The 15,037-nt window shown below is 37.1% G+C and carries 17 protein-coding genes; 5 read left to right on the top strand and 12 right to left on the bottom strand.

The window, feature by feature from the left end; all coding sequences use genetic code 11:
* Nucleotides 1-14: 14 nt before the first annotated feature.
* Nucleotides 15-914 (top strand): DNA-binding transcriptional regulator YafC, encoded by a 900-nt coding sequence (gene yafC, locus PSF27_RS01640; RefSeq protein WP_206086700.1) that lies wholly within the window; start codon nt 15-17, stop codon nt 912-914.
* A gap of 196 nt (nt 915-1,110) precedes the next feature.
* Here the strand turns inward: yafC and dkgB are convergent, their stop codons facing one another.
* Nucleotides 1,111-1,914 (bottom strand): 2,5-didehydrogluconate reductase DkgB, encoded by an 804-nt coding sequence (gene dkgB / locus PSF27_RS01635; RefSeq protein WP_272680760.1) that lies wholly within the window; start codon nt 1,912-1,914, stop codon nt 1,111-1,113.
* 374 nt (nt 1,915-2,288) lie between these two features.
* On the opposite strand from dkgB, the gene PSF27_RS01630 reads away from it, so the two are divergent.
* The gene (locus tag PSF27_RS01630) at nt 2,289-2,867 is read left to right on the top strand and encodes an NAD(P)H-dependent oxidoreductase (RefSeq protein WP_272680759.1); all 579 of its coding nucleotides are present in this window, start codon (nt 2,289-2,291) and stop codon (nt 2,865-2,867) included.
* A gap of 187 nt (nt 2,868-3,054) precedes the next feature.
* Here PSF27_RS01630 and PSF27_RS01625 read toward each other — a convergent pair whose 3' ends face one another.
* Together PSF27_RS01625 and PSF27_RS01620 are read right to left on the bottom strand one after the other, a co-directional pair.
* Nucleotides 3,055-3,345, bottom strand: a complete 291-nt coding sequence (locus tag PSF27_RS01625; protein WP_206086697.1) for a putative quinol monooxygenase — start codon at nt 3,343-3,345, stop codon at nt 3,055-3,057.
* Nucleotides 3,346-3,560: 215 nt separating this feature from the next.
* Nucleotides 3,561-4,127 (bottom strand): NAD(P)H-dependent oxidoreductase, encoded by a 567-nt coding sequence (locus PSF27_RS01620; RefSeq protein WP_206086696.1) that lies wholly within the window; start codon nt 4,125-4,127, stop codon nt 3,561-3,563.
* 181 nt (nt 4,128-4,308) lie between these two features.
* On the opposite strand from PSF27_RS01620, the gene PSF27_RS01615 reads away from it, so the two are divergent.
* A complete protein-coding gene (locus tag PSF27_RS01615; protein ID WP_206086695.1) occupies nt 4,309-4,752 on the top strand; it encodes a hypothetical protein in 444 nt (147 codons plus the stop codon).
* 207 nt (nt 4,753-4,959) lie between these two features.
* Nucleotides 4,960-5,640 (top strand): Crp/Fnr family transcriptional regulator, encoded by a 681-nt coding sequence (locus tag PSF27_RS01610; protein ID WP_206086694.1) that lies wholly within the window; start codon nt 4,960-4,962, stop codon nt 5,638-5,640.
* A gap of 41 nt (nt 5,641-5,681) precedes the next feature.
* Here the strand turns inward: PSF27_RS01610 and PSF27_RS01605 are convergent, their stop codons facing one another.
* Together PSF27_RS01605 and PSF27_RS01600 are read right to left on the bottom strand one after the other, a co-directional pair.
* Nucleotides 5,682-6,110 (bottom strand): TOBE domain-containing protein, encoded by a 429-nt coding sequence (locus PSF27_RS01605; protein WP_272680758.1) that lies wholly within the window; start codon nt 6,108-6,110, stop codon nt 5,682-5,684.
* Between the two features lie 209 nt (nt 6,111-6,319).
* On the bottom strand, nt 6,320-6,832 hold the full coding sequence (locus PSF27_RS01600; RefSeq protein WP_206086692.1) for a hypothetical protein: 513 nt from the start codon (nt 6,830-6,832) through the stop codon (nt 6,320-6,322).
* 256 nt (nt 6,833-7,088) lie between these two features.
* On the opposite strand from PSF27_RS01600, the gene PSF27_RS01595 reads away from it, so the two are divergent.
* The gene (locus tag PSF27_RS01595; RefSeq protein ID WP_272538713.1) at nt 7,089-7,808 is read left to right on the top strand and encodes a GNAT family N-acetyltransferase; all 720 of its coding nucleotides are present in this window, start codon (nt 7,089-7,091) and stop codon (nt 7,806-7,808) included.
* Between the two features lie 40 nt (nt 7,809-7,848).
* Here the strand turns inward: PSF27_RS01595 and ugpQ are convergent, their stop codons facing one another.
* From ugpQ to PSF27_RS01560, 7 genes are all read right to left on the bottom strand, one after another.
* The gene (gene ugpQ / locus PSF27_RS01590; protein ID WP_272680757.1) at nt 7,849-8,586 is read right to left on the bottom strand and encodes a glycerophosphodiester phosphodiesterase; all 738 of its coding nucleotides are present in this window, start codon (nt 8,584-8,586) and stop codon (nt 7,849-7,851) included.
* Nucleotides 8,583-9,653 (bottom strand): sn-glycerol-3-phosphate import ATP-binding protein UgpC, encoded by a 1,071-nt coding sequence (locus PSF27_RS01585; protein ID WP_272680756.1) that lies wholly within the window; start codon nt 9,651-9,653, stop codon nt 8,583-8,585. The genes ugpQ and PSF27_RS01585 overlap by 4 nt, the downstream gene beginning before the upstream one ends.
* Before the next feature lie 3 nt (nt 9,654-9,656).
* Nucleotides 9,657-10,502 carry a sn-glycerol-3-phosphate ABC transporter permease UgpE gene (ugpE, locus tag PSF27_RS01580; RefSeq protein ID WP_206086688.1) on the bottom strand — a complete coding sequence of 282 codons (846 nt, stop codon included), beginning with the start codon at nt 10,500-10,502 and terminating at the stop codon, nt 9,657-9,659.
* Nucleotides 10,499-11,386, bottom strand: coding sequence for a sn-glycerol-3-phosphate ABC transporter permease UgpA (gene ugpA / locus PSF27_RS01575; RefSeq protein ID WP_272680755.1), 888 nt, complete (start codon nt 11,384-11,386; stop codon nt 10,499-10,501). Before ugpA ends, ugpE begins: the two co-directional genes overlap by 4 nt.
* Before the next feature lie 65 nt (nt 11,387-11,451).
* Complete coding sequence (gene ugpB, locus PSF27_RS01570) at nt 11,452-12,768, bottom strand: sn-glycerol-3-phosphate ABC transporter substrate-binding protein UgpB (protein ID WP_272680754.1); 1,317 nt, start codon at nt 12,766-12,768, stop codon at nt 11,452-11,454.
* A 249-nt stretch (nt 12,769-13,017) separates the two neighbouring features.
* Complete coding sequence (locus tag PSF27_RS01565) at nt 13,018-13,752, bottom strand: YnfC family lipoprotein (RefSeq protein WP_241016910.1); 735 nt, start codon at nt 13,750-13,752, stop codon at nt 13,018-13,020.
* A 299-nt stretch (nt 13,753-14,051) separates the two neighbouring features.
* Complete coding sequence (locus PSF27_RS01560) at nt 14,052-14,624, bottom strand: cytochrome b/b6 domain-containing protein (protein ID WP_272680753.1); 573 nt, start codon at nt 14,622-14,624, stop codon at nt 14,052-14,054.
* Between the last annotated feature and the right edge of the window lie 413 nt (nt 14,625-15,037).

The raw sequence follows: 15,037 nt of genomic DNA, 5'->3' as shown, positions 1-15,037 counted from the left end.
CTAATAAAATCATTATGAGAGCAACATCTGAAGAAGCCCGAGTATTTATTGAAGTGGTAGAACAAAAAAGTTTTAGTAAAGCAGCTGATAAACTGAATTTAGCAAATTCAGCAGTAAGTCGAATCGTCAAAAAACTGGAAGAAAAATTGGGTGTCAACTTGCTTAACCGCACCACAAGGCAAATTGACCTAACCGCCGAGGGCGAACTTTATTTTCAGCGTATGAAAGTTATCTTGCAAGAAATGCAAGCAGCAGAAAATGAATTACACGAAACGCAAGCTTCCCCAAAAGGCCTATTACGAATTGATGCTGCAACACCGATTGTATTGCATATATTAATCCCCTTTGTTTCTGTTTTTCGTCAACAATATCCCGACATTCATTTGTCGTTAGTGTCATCAGAAACCTTTGTTAATTTAATCGAACGGAAAGTCGATGTTGCAATACGTGCAGGGCAACTCACCGACTCCAGCTTACGCGCCCGCCCATTATTTAATAGCTACCGCAAGATAATCGCATCTCCAAATTACCTTGAACAACACGGTGAACCCAAATACCCTCAAGCGCTTTTGAACCATACATGTTTAACCTTTACTGAACCCGCATCATTAAATATGTGGCCAGTTAAAAGTGTTGATGGGCAATTAATGGAAGTCACGGAAGGGATATCATCAAATAGTGGAGAAACGCTAAGGCAGCTTTGCTTAACGGGAAATGGAATTGCATGCTTGTCTGACTTTATGGTGAATAAAGATATTCAAAATGGCCAGTTTGTCGAAATATTAAAAGAAGACTTACAGCCTGTTCCTTTGCCATTCCATGCCGTTTATTACAGTGACCGCGTTGTCAGCCAGCGTATCCGCGTTTTTATTGACAGCTTAACTCAATATCTTGCAGAAATTCAGAAGCCATAAAAAATTATGGCTTCTCAGACTGCTGGCAAACCGATTAGGTTTGACTTCAGGTTGGATAGGTTTTGAAAATAAATTAGGAAAATCAATTTATTGATTTTCGGCTGATAACACAAAGCAGGAAAAACCACGCTTTTATCCTGCTTTGTCAACAACCTCAGAAGCCATAAAAAATTATGGCTTCTGTGCATATAAATAATTAGTCCCAGTTTGGAGCTAAACCTTCAGGGCTAACTAAACGATCATGACAATCTAATTTTGCAATAGCGGCTTTATCGTCACTATCTAACTGTAATTGGGTTGCTTGTAAATTGCTTAATAAATTCTCACGCTTTGTTGATGATGGAATAACTGAGTATCCTTCCCCAATCGCCCACGCTAAAATAACTTGAGCTGGCGTTGCACTGTGTTTCTGTGCAATTTGCGCAATAGTCTCATCGTTTAATGCTTTACCATAGGCTAATGTCATATAAGAGGTAATATGGATATTGTGCTGTTTTGCCCACTCGACGACTTTTTTGTTTTGCAGATAAGGTGATAGCTCGATTTGATTTGTCGCAATATTTTCTACACCGACCGCCGCAATCGCTTTTTCCATTAACGGAATGGTAAAATTAGAAATACCGATTTCACGTGTTAACCCTTGTTTTTTTGCTTCCAATAAAGCTTGCATGAATTCTTCAACAGAAACAGCATCATTTGGAGATGGCCAATGCACCAGTGTTAAATCTACATAATCTGTTTGTAAATCATTTAAACTTTTTTTCAAACTTGGAATGAGCTTATCTTTGCTTAGATTCTCAATCCAAATTTTTGTCGTAATATAAAGTTCATCACGTGAAATGCCACTTTCGGCCATCGCTTGCCCAACCGCTTTTTCATTTTCATAAATTTGCGCAGTATCGATGGCTCGATAACCGACATCTAATGCATTTTTAACTGAAGCAATTACCACATCATCTTTTAAACGGAATGTACCAACGCCGATCACAGGAATAGTCATTATGTTATCTCCCTTAAATTCATTCACATTAAACTTTACTGATAATTATTTTTCGCCATATTTATTAACTGCAAACTAGTCAATAGTTGTGGCGACAATTGAATACCACAGAGAATACGCTGTAATAACACTGACGAAAATAGCCATAATTTCAATAGACTTTTGCTAAAAAATCAATAATTCCTGCAGATAATAGCTTTAACTATAAAAGTGGCCTTCATTAAAATCTTTTACTTAAATTCATTTAACCCCATCATCAAATCAGACAATAAAACTAAAAAACATAAAAGTTTGTTTAATTAGTCTGCTTTTCATCTTTATTTTAGTTTGTTAGCCTAAATACAACTTAGTAATTAGCAAACAAGGCAAGACAAATGAAAATTCTTCTTCTCAATGGTGGACAAACATTCGCTCACTCCGCAGGACAACTTAATCGTACTTTACATAATGTCGCTAAAACCTGTTTAAGTGAGTTAGGGCATACTATCCAAGAAACACATATTGAATCAGGCTACGATATCGAAAACGAAGTTAAAAAATTTCTTTGGGCAGATACAATCATTTACCAAATGCCTGGCTGGTGGATGATGATGCCGTGGATGGTAAAAAAATATATGGATGACGTTTATACCCTCGGCCACGGTCACTTATATGCAAACGATGGACGAACTCGCCAAGATCCAAATAAGCAATACGGCACTGGTGGCCTGCTTCATGGTAGAAAATATATGCTTTCAGTGACTTGGAATGCTCCCGTCGATGCATTTGATGAATTTGATAACTTTTTTGATGGTCGTGGTGTGGATGGTGTTTATTTTGCATTTCATAAATCACAACAATTCCTTGGATTGAAAAAAATCCCAACCTTTATGGTTAACGACGTGATCAAAGAACCCAATATTGAAAAATATATCAATGATTACAAAACGCATCTCACTGCGATTTTTAAATAGTTAATTTAAAAAGGAATATATGCGTCATCCTTCAAGCTGCATGGGTGTCGACTGCATTCAGATAGCCGAATCACATACTTGTGTATGCTCATTGGTCTATCTTCACTTGTCACCTACATGCAACTCGAATGATTTAGCGTATACAACGTATTCCTTTTTTATTATTTGGAATAATATAAATTATATTTTATGCAATTTTACTTATTAATTTCACATCTAGCAGATCAATTTTATCTTCTATTCTCTTAATAATATCTTGTAAGTGTTGCGTAGCATTATGTTTATCTAGTGATTGTTGATCCTTCCATATCTCAAAGAAAATAAATGTATTGGGATTAGCATTATCTTGATGTAATTCATACTGAAGGCAACCTTCATCTCTATTGCTTGGCTCAACAAGCGATTTAGTTGCTAGTTTTACAAACTCAACTTCATTATCTTTTGCAATTATCGTTGCAACAATTCTTATTTCCGACATAAACTCATCCTGTTATAAAAGTAGAGAATTTTAACCCCTCTATTTATAACATAACTCAAAATTAGAATTCAGGCTTTATTATTCTATAATTCAGAAAATACATTTCTAATTTTAATAATATTGTTATATTGCAAAAACAGCGTAATTTTAAAATATAATACAATTAATTTTATAATTGCATTATATTTTGTTTATTTCATATTGATAGCCATAAGCTAAATTTCATCCAACAGTGATGCAATAAAGGCTAAGCGATGCTCATCACCTCCTTGAGTTACGCGATCACAGTTCATCCACTTTCCATTTTTAAGCCCTACCGCTGTCATACAGTGGAAAATAGCATCATGAACAGGATCACCTTCTTTGACTATAAAGTCAGTTGGCTCTTCAGATGTCGTCACAATGGTCGTTTTGTTGATATCTAACAGTGGTAAAAGCTTTTGTTGTTGTTCGTTATAGTACCAAGCAAAACCATTTAACATCACTTTATCAAAGAAACCTTTTAAAATAGCAGGCATTCCCATCCACCAAACAGGGAAAATAACAATCACCTCACAACTGGCTTTCAGTATCCTTTGATATTTTCCCACTAAAGGATCAATAAAGTTCCCTTTTGCATATAATGCAAGTTCAGCCTCTGTTAAAACAGGATTAAAGTTATCTGTATGTAAATCAATAATCTGAAACTTTTTATTTTTGGCCATTAACTCTTTTTCTATTGTTTCGAGTAAAAAATGACAGAAGCTGCCGTCCCATGGGTGCGCATAAATAATTGTTACCATAAAATTCCATCCTTATAATAAAGTCCGAATAATACAAAATAGAACTCTCTTTTTTCGACCTTTTTATTGTAACTTATTATAGATTAGTAATTATGATAAAACGCAAAAACTGTTGAAATACTGTACAGATAATACTAACCCAAATAGCATGATTAAATGAACATATAAAAGTGAGGTCGCAATGGAAAATCATATTCAATTGGATATTAAAGACAGTGAAACCCTATTATCTTACTTATCAACTGAAATAAGTTTACCGATTGGCACTAAAAACTTTAATGGTTTTAGCATACAACACACGCCTATTACAGCTTATGACGCAGAGATAGCAATTGAACATATTGAAAATGCCATTATTCCAGTAAAAAGACAGCTTCCTGATGGGGAAATATTACTCTCTAGCAATAATAAAATGCTAGGTTTACTGATAGAAAATAGGCATGTTAATGGTGAATTTATAACGACACCACAAATCGAAGATGCTTTTAATGAATTGGTCAATGTAATTAACGGTAGCCCTATTCATTCAACACAATTACCAACGAATAGTGAGTTCAGTGCTTTTTTATTAATTATAAGGGAAATTACCCATCATTGGGGTTTGAATGGTATAACATATAATTAATCACAGTAGAGGAAGAGGACAAAGCCCTATATCTCTAAATTAAATATACTTTAAGATTCTAAAAAATCTTTGATATTAATACCCTACACGTTATTTTCAAACAAACTAGCTGGGCTATTGCCCTTTAAAAAAGGACACATGTCCTTTTTTAAAGAAGAAAAATTGAGTATGATTCACCTATAATTTTAAGTATAAGTGGCTATTAAAATGAAAAGAGTAAACTCTACAGCAAAGTGTGAAGATTTTATTACCTATCATAATCTTAATGAAATTATTTCTGAAGAAACTCTCGAAAAAGCAAAACTTATCCACATAAAGGCTAAAGAGTACTTAATCTTTCAAGATAGCAAAATTAGTCACCTGTATTTTCTTGTTAAAGGCAAATTACAAGTAGAACGCTATGAAACTAATGGAAATAAGGTTGTTTTTTCATTTGAAAATGCATTTTCTATTCTTGGTGATTTAGAACTTTTCCAAGATGACGATGAACATGATAGGATCTACAACACAATTCAAGCTGTTACAGATGCAGATTTACTCGCAATTCCTTTATCTATAATTCGAAAAAAGGAAATTAATTCACCATTATTTTTGCAGTTTATCTGCCAGCACCTCAGTAAAAAGCTATATAACGCATCACAATTACATTCAAGTGCGTCCTATTCAGTAGAGTACAAATTAAGGCGCTACCTATCTTTTGTAGAAAAACAATATGGTGTTAATTTTAAATTAGAAAACAGAGAATCTTTAGCTGCTATGCTAGGGGTATCGGTAAGGCAATTAAACCGAACACTCTCTAAATTAATCACAGACAAGTTAATTGAACTAAAAGGCAAGCAAATAAAAATTTTAAATACTGAGCTACTCTTAAGTTCGTATCAAAAGTAAAAAAGGCCACCAGAGGCAGCCTTAGTCTAATACGGTAACCATTACTTTTTAGTGGCTAAAATAACCGCTGAAGCTTTAATAATTGCCGTAACTTTACTGCCGACTGCTAGCGCCATTTCAACAGTGCTATTATTCGTTACCACAGCTGACAATAGTGTTCCCGCCTCCGTTTTTAAGTTAACGACAGAGTTTACACTACCCTTTTCAATAGATTCTACTTTTCCACAAAATTGGTTACGTGCTGAAAACTGGTACTCTTGTGCATCGGAAACAAGGACAACCCACGGTGCTTTAATGACAGCAACGGCTTGTTTACCTTTTTCTAACCCTAACTGTTTAGTACTGTTTTTAGTGATGATTGCGGCAATACTTTCTCCGTTGCCCAAATCTAAAATAACTTCATCATTTATTGCCCCAACAACAACAGACTCAACAACACCGATAAGTTGATTTCTTGCAGAAATAATCATATTACGCCCTTCTTGATTATTAATGACTCATTATTTGAATAGTAAGGCTTTAACACTAAATTTTCCCAACTGTGGTAACCAAAGCCTATAACTAAAATATCGTAAATCATGACAACATTTCTATGATATTAATACATAATTATAAAAATCAACTGAGCAATTACTCCGAATTTGCGTTATCCATATTAAAGTAGTTCTTGTATTCGCGCTTAATCACTTCTTTTTAATAGTGGATGTTCTTTTTTGTAATCATGTTCATGATTATGGCCTCGGGACTTCAACACAACATATTCTTTTTTACAGTCCGTTAAAAACTGCAAGGAATTTGTCTTGCCCGTTTGGCTATCAATTAAAAAAAGGCTAATCGTATTATTTTTCGGAGAAACTATTTCAATAATACGCCCATCATCATGATAATAATCACCTTTATTAATCGTCACATTAAAATCTTTGATACTCTCGACTCTGCGATGCTCTTTACTTTTATTTAAAGGAAAGCCTGCATATTCACCGATGACAAAATCACGGATGTTAATCACATCATTAAAGAAAAATACTTTGGCGATGGGTGCAGCGGTTGGGAATGTAAAGCTACCATTCCTATCGTGTGATATCTGGTTGATCGATTGGTCAATATCACAGGTATAAACCAACGTTGAATTAGGCGCTTGACATCCAGCTAAAGCCATAATCGCAGTAAATAAAAATCCTATTTTTTTCATTGCATTCCTTGAATTAATAAAGTGCACAAAACTTAGCTTAGTATAAGCAACGTTAAGTTAAAGCTGAAATTTTAAGCGTAAGAAAATGTTTATATTTGATTAGCTCTATTCCTTATTATCAGCTTTATTAGCCCCCCTCTAAGAATGATATTCTTCGCCCCCCAATTGGCACCTTAATATTTGTAAAAAGTGGAGCTTTTATCAAACCACAATTTACTTATATTAATGCTATTATTTTTTATAAGGTACTCTATTTATGCACATAGAAAATGAATTTGGCCAACCTATTGGTCGGCTAATTCCAAATTGGTCTGCGCGCCAATTACCTCAGCGAATTCAACTACAAGGCAGACACTGCCGGATTGCTCCCCTCAATACTTCACACGCTGAAAGCTTATATCAGTCATTTTCCCAATCACCAGATAAGCGTAGTTGGACTTGGTTATCTGATGAAGCGCCTCAAAATTTTGAGCAATATAAAGATTGGGTTCATCACGCTTCACAAAAAAGTGATCCCTTATTTTTTACTATTTTTAATAAGCGCAATGATGCAGCAATTGGTGTATTTTCATTAATGAGAATAGATGCAAATAATGGGGTTGTTGAAGTCGGTCATGTTCACTTTTCCACCTTACTCAGTGGGACAATCATGTCAACCGAAGCACACTGGTTATTGATGCAATATGTATTTAATACACTAGGTTACAGACGTTACGAATGGAAATGCAATAGCTTGAATAACCCTTCCCATCAAGCTGCATTACGTTTAGGTTTTCAATATGAGGGACGATTTCGTAATGCACTAGTGACCAAAGGCCGAAATCGAGATACCGATTGGTTTTCGATTATTGACAGTGAATGGCCACAGGTAAATGAAGCACTACAAGCTTGGTTAGCTGATTCTAACCATCGCAATGGTAAGCAAATAAAATCCCTTTCAACTATTCGAAAAAGTTTCTTGTTAGTCGAAGATTAACGTTGATAGCCCCAAATTGGGGCTATCAAAATAATGGAAATTAAGAAAAATCAGGCCCAATCACATCAATACGATCTGTACAAATTGCATCAACCCCCCACTGTAAAAGCTGAGAGGCTCGAGCTGGGTCATTCACAGTGTAAGCTAATATGCGTAACCCTGCTTGTTTAAGCATTTTGACACGTGCTTCATCTAAGAGTTTATGGTTTAAATGAATAGAAATACATGCCAATTGTGTTGTTAATTGTTGCCAATCATCACGCCACTTATCGAGTAACAGCCCCCTTGGTAGTTCAGGAACCGTTTTTTGGGCAGCCTCTAAAGCCTCAACAGAAAAGGACGATAATAACGGTGCCGTTTGCCCAACCCAGAGTTCTCGGGCTGCCAATGAAACCAAAGTGCCTGTCTCAATTTCTAGACCTGTTGTTGGCTTAATTTCGATATTCGCCATCATGCCGTATTTCTGGCAACGATCTGCAACTTGTTCAAGGGAAGGTAAGTGCTCACCTGCAAACTCTGAACTATACCAACTTCCTGCATCAATAGTGAGCAATTCTTCCCAACTCAGTAACCCAGCAACACCAGCACCATCACTCGTTCTTTCTAGCGTATCGTCGTGCAACAGAAAGATTTGCCCGTCAATGGAGAGTTTTGCATCAAACTCAATCATTGTATGCCCAAAGCTCGCACCAACATCAATTGCGGCTAACGTATTTTCAGGTGCAAGTTTACCGCCACCTCGGTGTGCGACAACATGCGGGTAAGGCCAATTACTCATAAACGGTATCCCTGTTGGCTATCGAAAAAATGTAGGTGCGTATCTGGAAAATGAAGATACAGAGCCGTCCCTACCTGTGGACGAAATTCATGACTAAGGCGTACAACCACTTTTTGTGAGGCTATACGCCCATGCACTAAATTATCTGCGCCGAGTATTTCAAGATTTTCGACCACCAGCGGTATTCCTTCAACTGTTTTCGAAACCCATTCTATATGCTCAGGTCGTATCCCTAACGTTATCGCACTCCCTGCCCACTGTAAATATTGGCGATTCAGTGGTATCAAATGCCCTGAACTAAATATAAAAAATGTACCATCCTCGCTAATTTTACCCTCAAATAAGTTCATCGCTGGTGAGCCAATAAAACTGGCAACAAAACGACTCGCAGGTTTCTCATAGACCTCAACAGGGGTACCTATCTGCTCTACAATCCCTCTATTCATCACCATCACTCTCTGAGCCAATGTCATTGCCTCTACTTGGTCATGAGTCACATACAAACTGGTTGTTTTAAGCCTTTGATGAAGATGTTGTAGTTCCAGTCGCATTTGTACGCGTAATTTAGCATCTAAGTTGGACAATGGCTCATCAAACAAAAACACAGCGGGATCACGTACTATTGCCCGTCCCATCGCAACACGCTGGCGCTGCCCTCCTGACAATTCACGCGGACGGCGTTGCAACAAACCCTCTAGCTCTAATATACGGGCAGCTTCTTCAACTTTTTTGCGGATTTGATCTTTACCTAACCCTCTGATTTTTAACCCCCACGCCATGTTTTCTTCAACACTCATATGTGGGTATAACGCATAATTTTGAAAAACCATTGCAATGCCGCGCTCTTTAGGTTCTAAATTTGTCACTCGTTGCTGGTCAATCCAAATATCACCACTGGTCACTCGCTCAAGGCCTGCAACCATACGTAATAACGTTGATTTTCCACAACCTGACGGGCCAACCATCACAATAAACTCACCATCCGCAACATCAACAGTTAATGGCTTAATAACTTGGTTTTTACCATCCCAACTTTTACTAACTGCTTGTAATTTTAACTCTGCCATGGCTTATTTCTCGCTATCGACCAAGCCACGCACAAATGCTCTTTGCATGACTAAAACAATAATTACAGGGGGGATTAATGTCAGCAGCATCGCTGCCATGACTAGATTCCATTGTGTTGTTCCTTCTCCTGAAGCAATCATTCCCTTTATCCCTGCAACCGCCGTCCCTAAATCTAGGTCAGTAATAATCAATAGTGGCCACAGATATTGATTCCAACCATAAATAAAGGTAATCACAAATAAAGCCGCGAGATTAGTTTTTGAAAGCGGCAATACAATATCGAAGAAAAAGCGCATCGGGGTTGCACCATCAATGCGAGCAGCTTCCATAAGTTCATCAGGCAACGTCATAAAAAACTGGCGAAATAAAAAAGTCGCTGTCGCAGAGGCCATGAGGGGCAATGTTAGACCTGAATAGCTATCAAACATATTCAAATTAGAAATCACTTCGATCGTCGGAAAAATGCGCACCTCAACAGGAAGCATTAATGTAATAAAAATCATCCAAAAAAAGAGGTGACGAAATGGAAAACGAAACCAAACAATGGCAAAAGCAGATAACAGTGAAACCGTAATTTTCCCAATCGTGATAACCAAAGCCATCAATGTACTATTCGCTAACATCACCCAAAAAGGAGCACTGTTGGCTGCTACGCCATTGTTCCAAATGTAGCTCAAGTTTTCCCATAAATGGCTACCAGGGATCAGCGTAATCGGCGTTTCAAATACCGCTTGGTTATCTAAGGTTGCGGCGACAAAAGCCACATAGAGTGGAAATAAAATAACTATCGTACCTAAGATAAGTATGACATGGCTAAAGATCGTTAACCCTCGGCGCTGTTCAATCATTGATAACGCACCTTACGTTCAATAAAACGGAATTGAATAATGGTTAAAATCACCACTAATAACATTAAAATGACAGATTGCGCTGCGGAAGAGGATAAATCTAACCCAGAAAAACCCTCTCGATATATCTTATAAATCAATGTTGTTGTTGCTTGAATTGGCCCGCCCCCTGTTGCCGCATCAATAATCGGGAATGTGTCAAAAAAGGCATATACCAAATTCACGACTAATAAGAAGAAACTGACTGGTGTAATCAACGGTAATGAAATGCGGAAAAAACGGCGGATAGGCCCAGCGCCATCAATAGCGGCAGCTTCCATCAAAGAACGTGGAATGGATTGTAAAGCGGCAAAGAAAAACAAAAAATTATAACTAATTTGCTTCCAAACAGAAGCGAGAACAACCAAAAACATCGCTTGCCCACTGTGCTGAGCATGGTTCCAATCATACCCTATAGATTCTAATGCATGGGTAATTAACCCTCTGCCTGGGCTGAATAAAAACATCCATAAAACCGCGGCAATAGCAGGAGCTACCGCATAGGGTAATAACATCAATGTTTGGTAAAAACGGCTACCTCGAATAACATAATCCACCAAGGCGGCAAAAAACAATGAGACAAATAACCCACATCCTGCCACTAATCCACTAAACACCATGGTGGTATAAAATGAATCAAGATAATAGCTATCTTGGAATAATTGAATAAAGTTATCTAACCCAACAAATTCACTTGAGAACCCAAATGGATCAATATTTTGCAATGAGTACCATAAGGCTTGAACAGCTGGCCAAATAAAAAAAATAATGGTAATCAATAACTGAGGTAGAACAAGGGCATAGGGTAGCCAACTTGATCGAAAAACAGGTCGTGAAGAAGACATAAAAACACTCGGTTAAGTTGCATAATTGCCCCTTCCTTGAAGAAAGAGGCAATAGTGTCTGTCAGTTACTGCTGGGTTGATTTTTCAAAGCGGCGTAATAATTGATTACCTCGGTCAACTGCGGTATCTAAAGCCTGTTGGGGCGTTTTTTTCCCTGACCAAACCGATTCTAATTCTTCATCTACAATGGTACGAATTTGAGGCATATTCCCTAAACGTAAGCCTTTGGTGTAGGCTAAAGGAGGTTTGTTTAGCATCTGGCGAGTCGCAATATCTGCACCTGGGTTTTTATCATAATAACCCGATTCACGGCTTAAATTATAAGCTGCCGTTGTTATCGGCAAATAACCCGTTTTTTGGTGCCACTGTGCTGCATTTTCAGGTTTAGCTAAGAACTGCATAAACTCGGCAACCCCTTTATATGTTGCAGGGTCTTTTCCTGCCATCACCCATAAACTGGCTCCACCGATAATGGCATTTTGCGGTGCTCCCTCCACTTCGGCGTCATAAGGCATCATGCCAACACCAAAATCAAATTTGGCATGCTTGCGAATATTCGCGAGTGAGCCTGAAGAAGCGGTAATGATGGCACAATCGCCGTTGTAGAATTTTTCGGTGGATTCATCTTTACGGCCTAAGTAGCTGAAATCGCCTTTTTTATTCATTTCTTGCAACAAAGCGATATGCTTAACTTGTGTTGGCTGATTAAATTCTAAAACAGCATCTACCCCATCAAACCCATTATTTTTTGACGCAATAGGTTTACCATGCCAAGCACTAAAGTTTTCAATTTGGATCCAACCTTGCCAGCCACTGGCATAACCACATTTCATACCAGACTCACGTAGCTTTGCCGTATAAGCCGCCATGTCTTGCCATGTTTTCGGCGGCTCATCTGGATTTAAGCCTGCTTTTTTGAAGGCTTCTTTGTTGTAATACAAAACAGGCGTTGAGCTATTAAACGGTTGCGATAACAAATGCCCTGTTTTTGCATCACTGTAATAACCCGAAACGGTTGGAACAAATTGCGATTCATCAAATGCAATACCTGCATCTTGGAAAACTTCATAAACTGGCTTAATCGCCTTAGATGCCATCATCGTTGCCGTGCCAACTTCATAAACCTGTAAAATGGCAGGGGCATTACCAGAACGAAAAGCCGCAATACCTGCAGCAAGGCTTTGTTCATAGTTGCCTTTATATACAGGCATAATTTTATAATCTGGGTGTGTCTTATTAAATTCGGTGGCTAACGCATTAACCTCTTCACCCAGCTCCCCTTCCATGGAATGCCAAAAGGAAATTTCAGTGGCGGCGATGGCTTGGCTGGCAAATAATAAACTGAATACTGTCGCTAGCGTTGAATGTTGTAACGGTGTCATTCTATTTATCTCGCTTTCTATTGAATTGCGCTTAGATTTGCATCAAATGTACGAAATCACGCAGTTTATGTTCGAGATAGAATGTACCAGTAGGAAATGACAGAAATATAACTCACGGATGACAGAACAATGATAAAAATGTCTCTAACGTATGAGATATAAATGACAATCTATTGAAAAATAAAAGACAGTCATCACCTGCCCCTGACATGAAATACTGTCACTTATGTAAGCCACTATTTTTATTAATTAATAAAATTTCACTTCTGTTTTACTGATTTTTGCCAATTTCACCGTTTTACCATTCGAGTCCAAGGTGAGAGTAAAATTACACTGGTAAGCAATATTGCGCTTATCATAATCACATTTTGAATCAACCAATAGAATTGTTTGCCCTAATGCCCGAATATCCATAGTAAGATCAAATGGTTTCGTGAAATCTTTACCATAAGTTATTAACGTCTCTGAAATAACGCTATTACCTTTATAATATTTAATTTCTGTTGGTAGCTTATGCTCGTTATAGCTGTTCTCACCAAATTTTTCTTTCGTGTCCGCAAGCACTGAACCTGTGATAAATCCATCTTTATTATATTGATAGATTAATTCTCCATTTGTATCTTTCCTTGAAATTATATTACAGTCTTTACCTATCACAATTTCGACTGGCCCATTCGCATCCATTCCAATCAACTTATTCTTAACCCTTTTAATTAAAAGGTAATTATGAACACTGCTTAGATATTCATCTTTTTTCTGATCTAGCCAAAAACTCTCGACACAACCATCAGGCCCTATTTTTAGTACGGACTTGTAATTAATCGTTTTATCTTCATTGTAAACCGTGCCGACAAGCTCCTTAACATTGCCCCTTACAGGATTAAAATCATACAACTGAGCCATATTGAACACTACAGGGTTATATTGCTGTTCTTGAAAAGCCAAGGTTCCAAAAGAGGTAAAACAAACAATTACCTGCACCATTGGTAATACACATTTACAATTCATTTTTATTTTTTATACCCTTAAGGCTGGTATTCTGTGATGACTTAATAATGTCAGGTTTTGAGGTCGATTAAACCAACGTATCACACATTCCTACTTTATTGCTTACACGTTAAATTGGCAGAGAAGAACCTCACGAAAATTAACAAAGACGTCAACGCTTCCTCTATAGGTAGGATTTTTCAAGTTGCTCACCCATGAGTTAACTAAGTATCAATTCGCTTTTTCTATCACCTGAAATTAATGTCAAAATAACTAAACCGCAAAGTATCCACTCCCTACTTATTTTTACTTTTGTTCCAAAGTACAAAATGAATAATCCCTAAACCACCGTGACCGTAAATATAAATCTCAATTAAAATTGTGAGTGATTTATGAATACTTCTAGCCTCTAAAGCAAGTGACGACTGCTGTAACCATAATATAAACCATACAATGCCTGACAAAATAACAATTGATAAAGCACCTAACCCTAACCCTTGAACTGTTGCTGCAAGTCCTTTAGGAGAGCTGTCTGGTAGTTTTTTGGCTAAAAGTAAGCTTATATCTTCTTTGATTTGCTTAAAGTCCCCCCAGAGATAGGGATAAAAATATCTAAGCCCACGCTGGTTAAAACATGATACGACTAAAAAGAACGTCAGGAAAAAAAGTACAAATCCTGAAACAATATGAATCCAAGTGAATAAATAAGCTTCATCAAAAAAAGGAATAACTACTGACTTTGTTCCAGTCATCCAATTACTAACTATGATTTGTGATATCACTAAGAGTAGAATTAATACATGTAGAATTCTTATTCTTTTAGTCTGATAAAGACCAAAAAAATCCCAAATCGATTTGAATATGCTCATAATGTTTCACCTTTTTTATAATCTTTCGCTCGGACATAGTTCAATAGCTTATAATACGCTTATTTTATGGCTTTAAGTCCTAGCCGTAGAATATTTTATATGAAATATAGCTCACATCTACCACTCAATTACGACAATCCTTTTAAGATGACTCCATTCATAGTTATGGAATATGTTTGTTTTCAGTATGGAATTAATGCGCAGAGGACAAAAAACCAGCCTTTTTATTGGCTGCCTATTTACTATTGTTGGTGGGCTAAACGTATTTAAAGTTACCATGAATCACATTATCACCGTTCTCTAATACGTCCATGTAAGACGTCTTTTTCAAATGCGTCCATCATGTCATCACGATAACCAACAGACCAGCGATCCTTTCTTCCCTCATCCCATTCAAGGGCGATATTTTTAAA

Source organism: Providencia sp. PROV129, assembly GCF_028482245.1.
GTDB classification, from domain to species: domain Bacteria; phylum Pseudomonadota; class Gammaproteobacteria; order Enterobacterales; family Enterobacteriaceae; genus Providencia; species Providencia vermicola.
This window is presented reverse-complemented; position numbering and strand designations above follow the sequence as displayed.

Bases quoted from the DNA above. Each gene is read 5' to 3' on its own strand.
- dkgB (WP_272680760.1), bottom strand. From the start codon at position 1,914: ATGACTATTCCTGTGATCGGCGTTGGTACATTCCGTTTAAAAGATGAT.
- PSF27_RS01615 (WP_206086695.1), top strand. From the start codon at position 4,309: ATGGAAAATCATATTCAATTGGATATTAAAGACAGTGAAACCCTATTA.
- PSF27_RS01630 (WP_272680759.1), top strand. From the start codon at position 2,289: ATGAAAATTCTTCTTCTCAATGGTGGACAAACATTCGCTCACTCCGCA.
- ugpE (WP_206086688.1), bottom strand. From the start codon at position 10,502: ATGATTGAACAGCGCCGAGGGTTAACGATCTTTAGCCATGTCATACTT.
- PSF27_RS01585 (WP_272680756.1), bottom strand. From the start codon at position 9,653: ATGGCAGAGTTAAAATTACAAGCAGTTAGTAAAAGTTGGGATGGTAAA.
- PSF27_RS01625 (WP_206086697.1), bottom strand. From the start codon at position 3,345: ATGTCGGAAATAAGAATTGTTGCAACGATAATTGCAAAAGATAATGAA.
- ugpA (WP_272680755.1), bottom strand. From the start codon at position 11,386: ATGTCTTCTTCACGACCTGTTTTTCGATCAAGTTGGCTACCCTATGCC.
- yafC (WP_206086700.1), top strand. From the start codon at position 15: ATGAGAGCAACATCTGAAGAAGCCCGAGTATTTATTGAAGTGGTAGAA.
- PSF27_RS01560 (WP_272680753.1), bottom strand. From the start codon at position 14,624: ATGAGCATATTCAAATCGATTTGGGATTTTTTTGGTCTTTATCAGACT.
- ugpB (WP_272680754.1), bottom strand. From the start codon at position 12,768: ATGACACCGTTACAACATTCAACGCTAGCGACAGTATTCAGTTTATTA.
- ugpQ (WP_272680757.1), bottom strand. From the start codon at position 8,586: ATGAGTAATTGGCCTTACCCGCATGTTGTCGCACACCGAGGTGGCGGT.
- PSF27_RS01620 (WP_206086696.1), bottom strand. From the start codon at position 4,127: ATGGTAACAATTATTTATGCGCACCCATGGGACGGCAGCTTCTGTCAT.
- PSF27_RS01595 (WP_272538713.1), top strand. From the start codon at position 7,089: ATGCACATAGAAAATGAATTTGGCCAACCTATTGGTCGGCTAATTCCA.
- PSF27_RS01610 (WP_206086694.1), top strand. From the start codon at position 4,960: ATGAAAAGAGTAAACTCTACAGCAAAGTGTGAAGATTTTATTACCTAT.
- PSF27_RS01605 (WP_272680758.1), bottom strand. From the start codon at position 6,110: ATGATTATTTCTGCAAGAAATCAACTTATCGGTGTTGTTGAGTCTGTT.
- PSF27_RS01600 (WP_206086692.1), bottom strand. From the start codon at position 6,832: ATGAAAAAAATAGGATTTTTATTTACTGCGATTATGGCTTTAGCTGGA.
- PSF27_RS01565 (WP_241016910.1), bottom strand. From the start codon at position 13,752: ATGGTGCAGGTAATTGTTTGTTTTACCTCTTTTGGAACCTTGGCTTTT.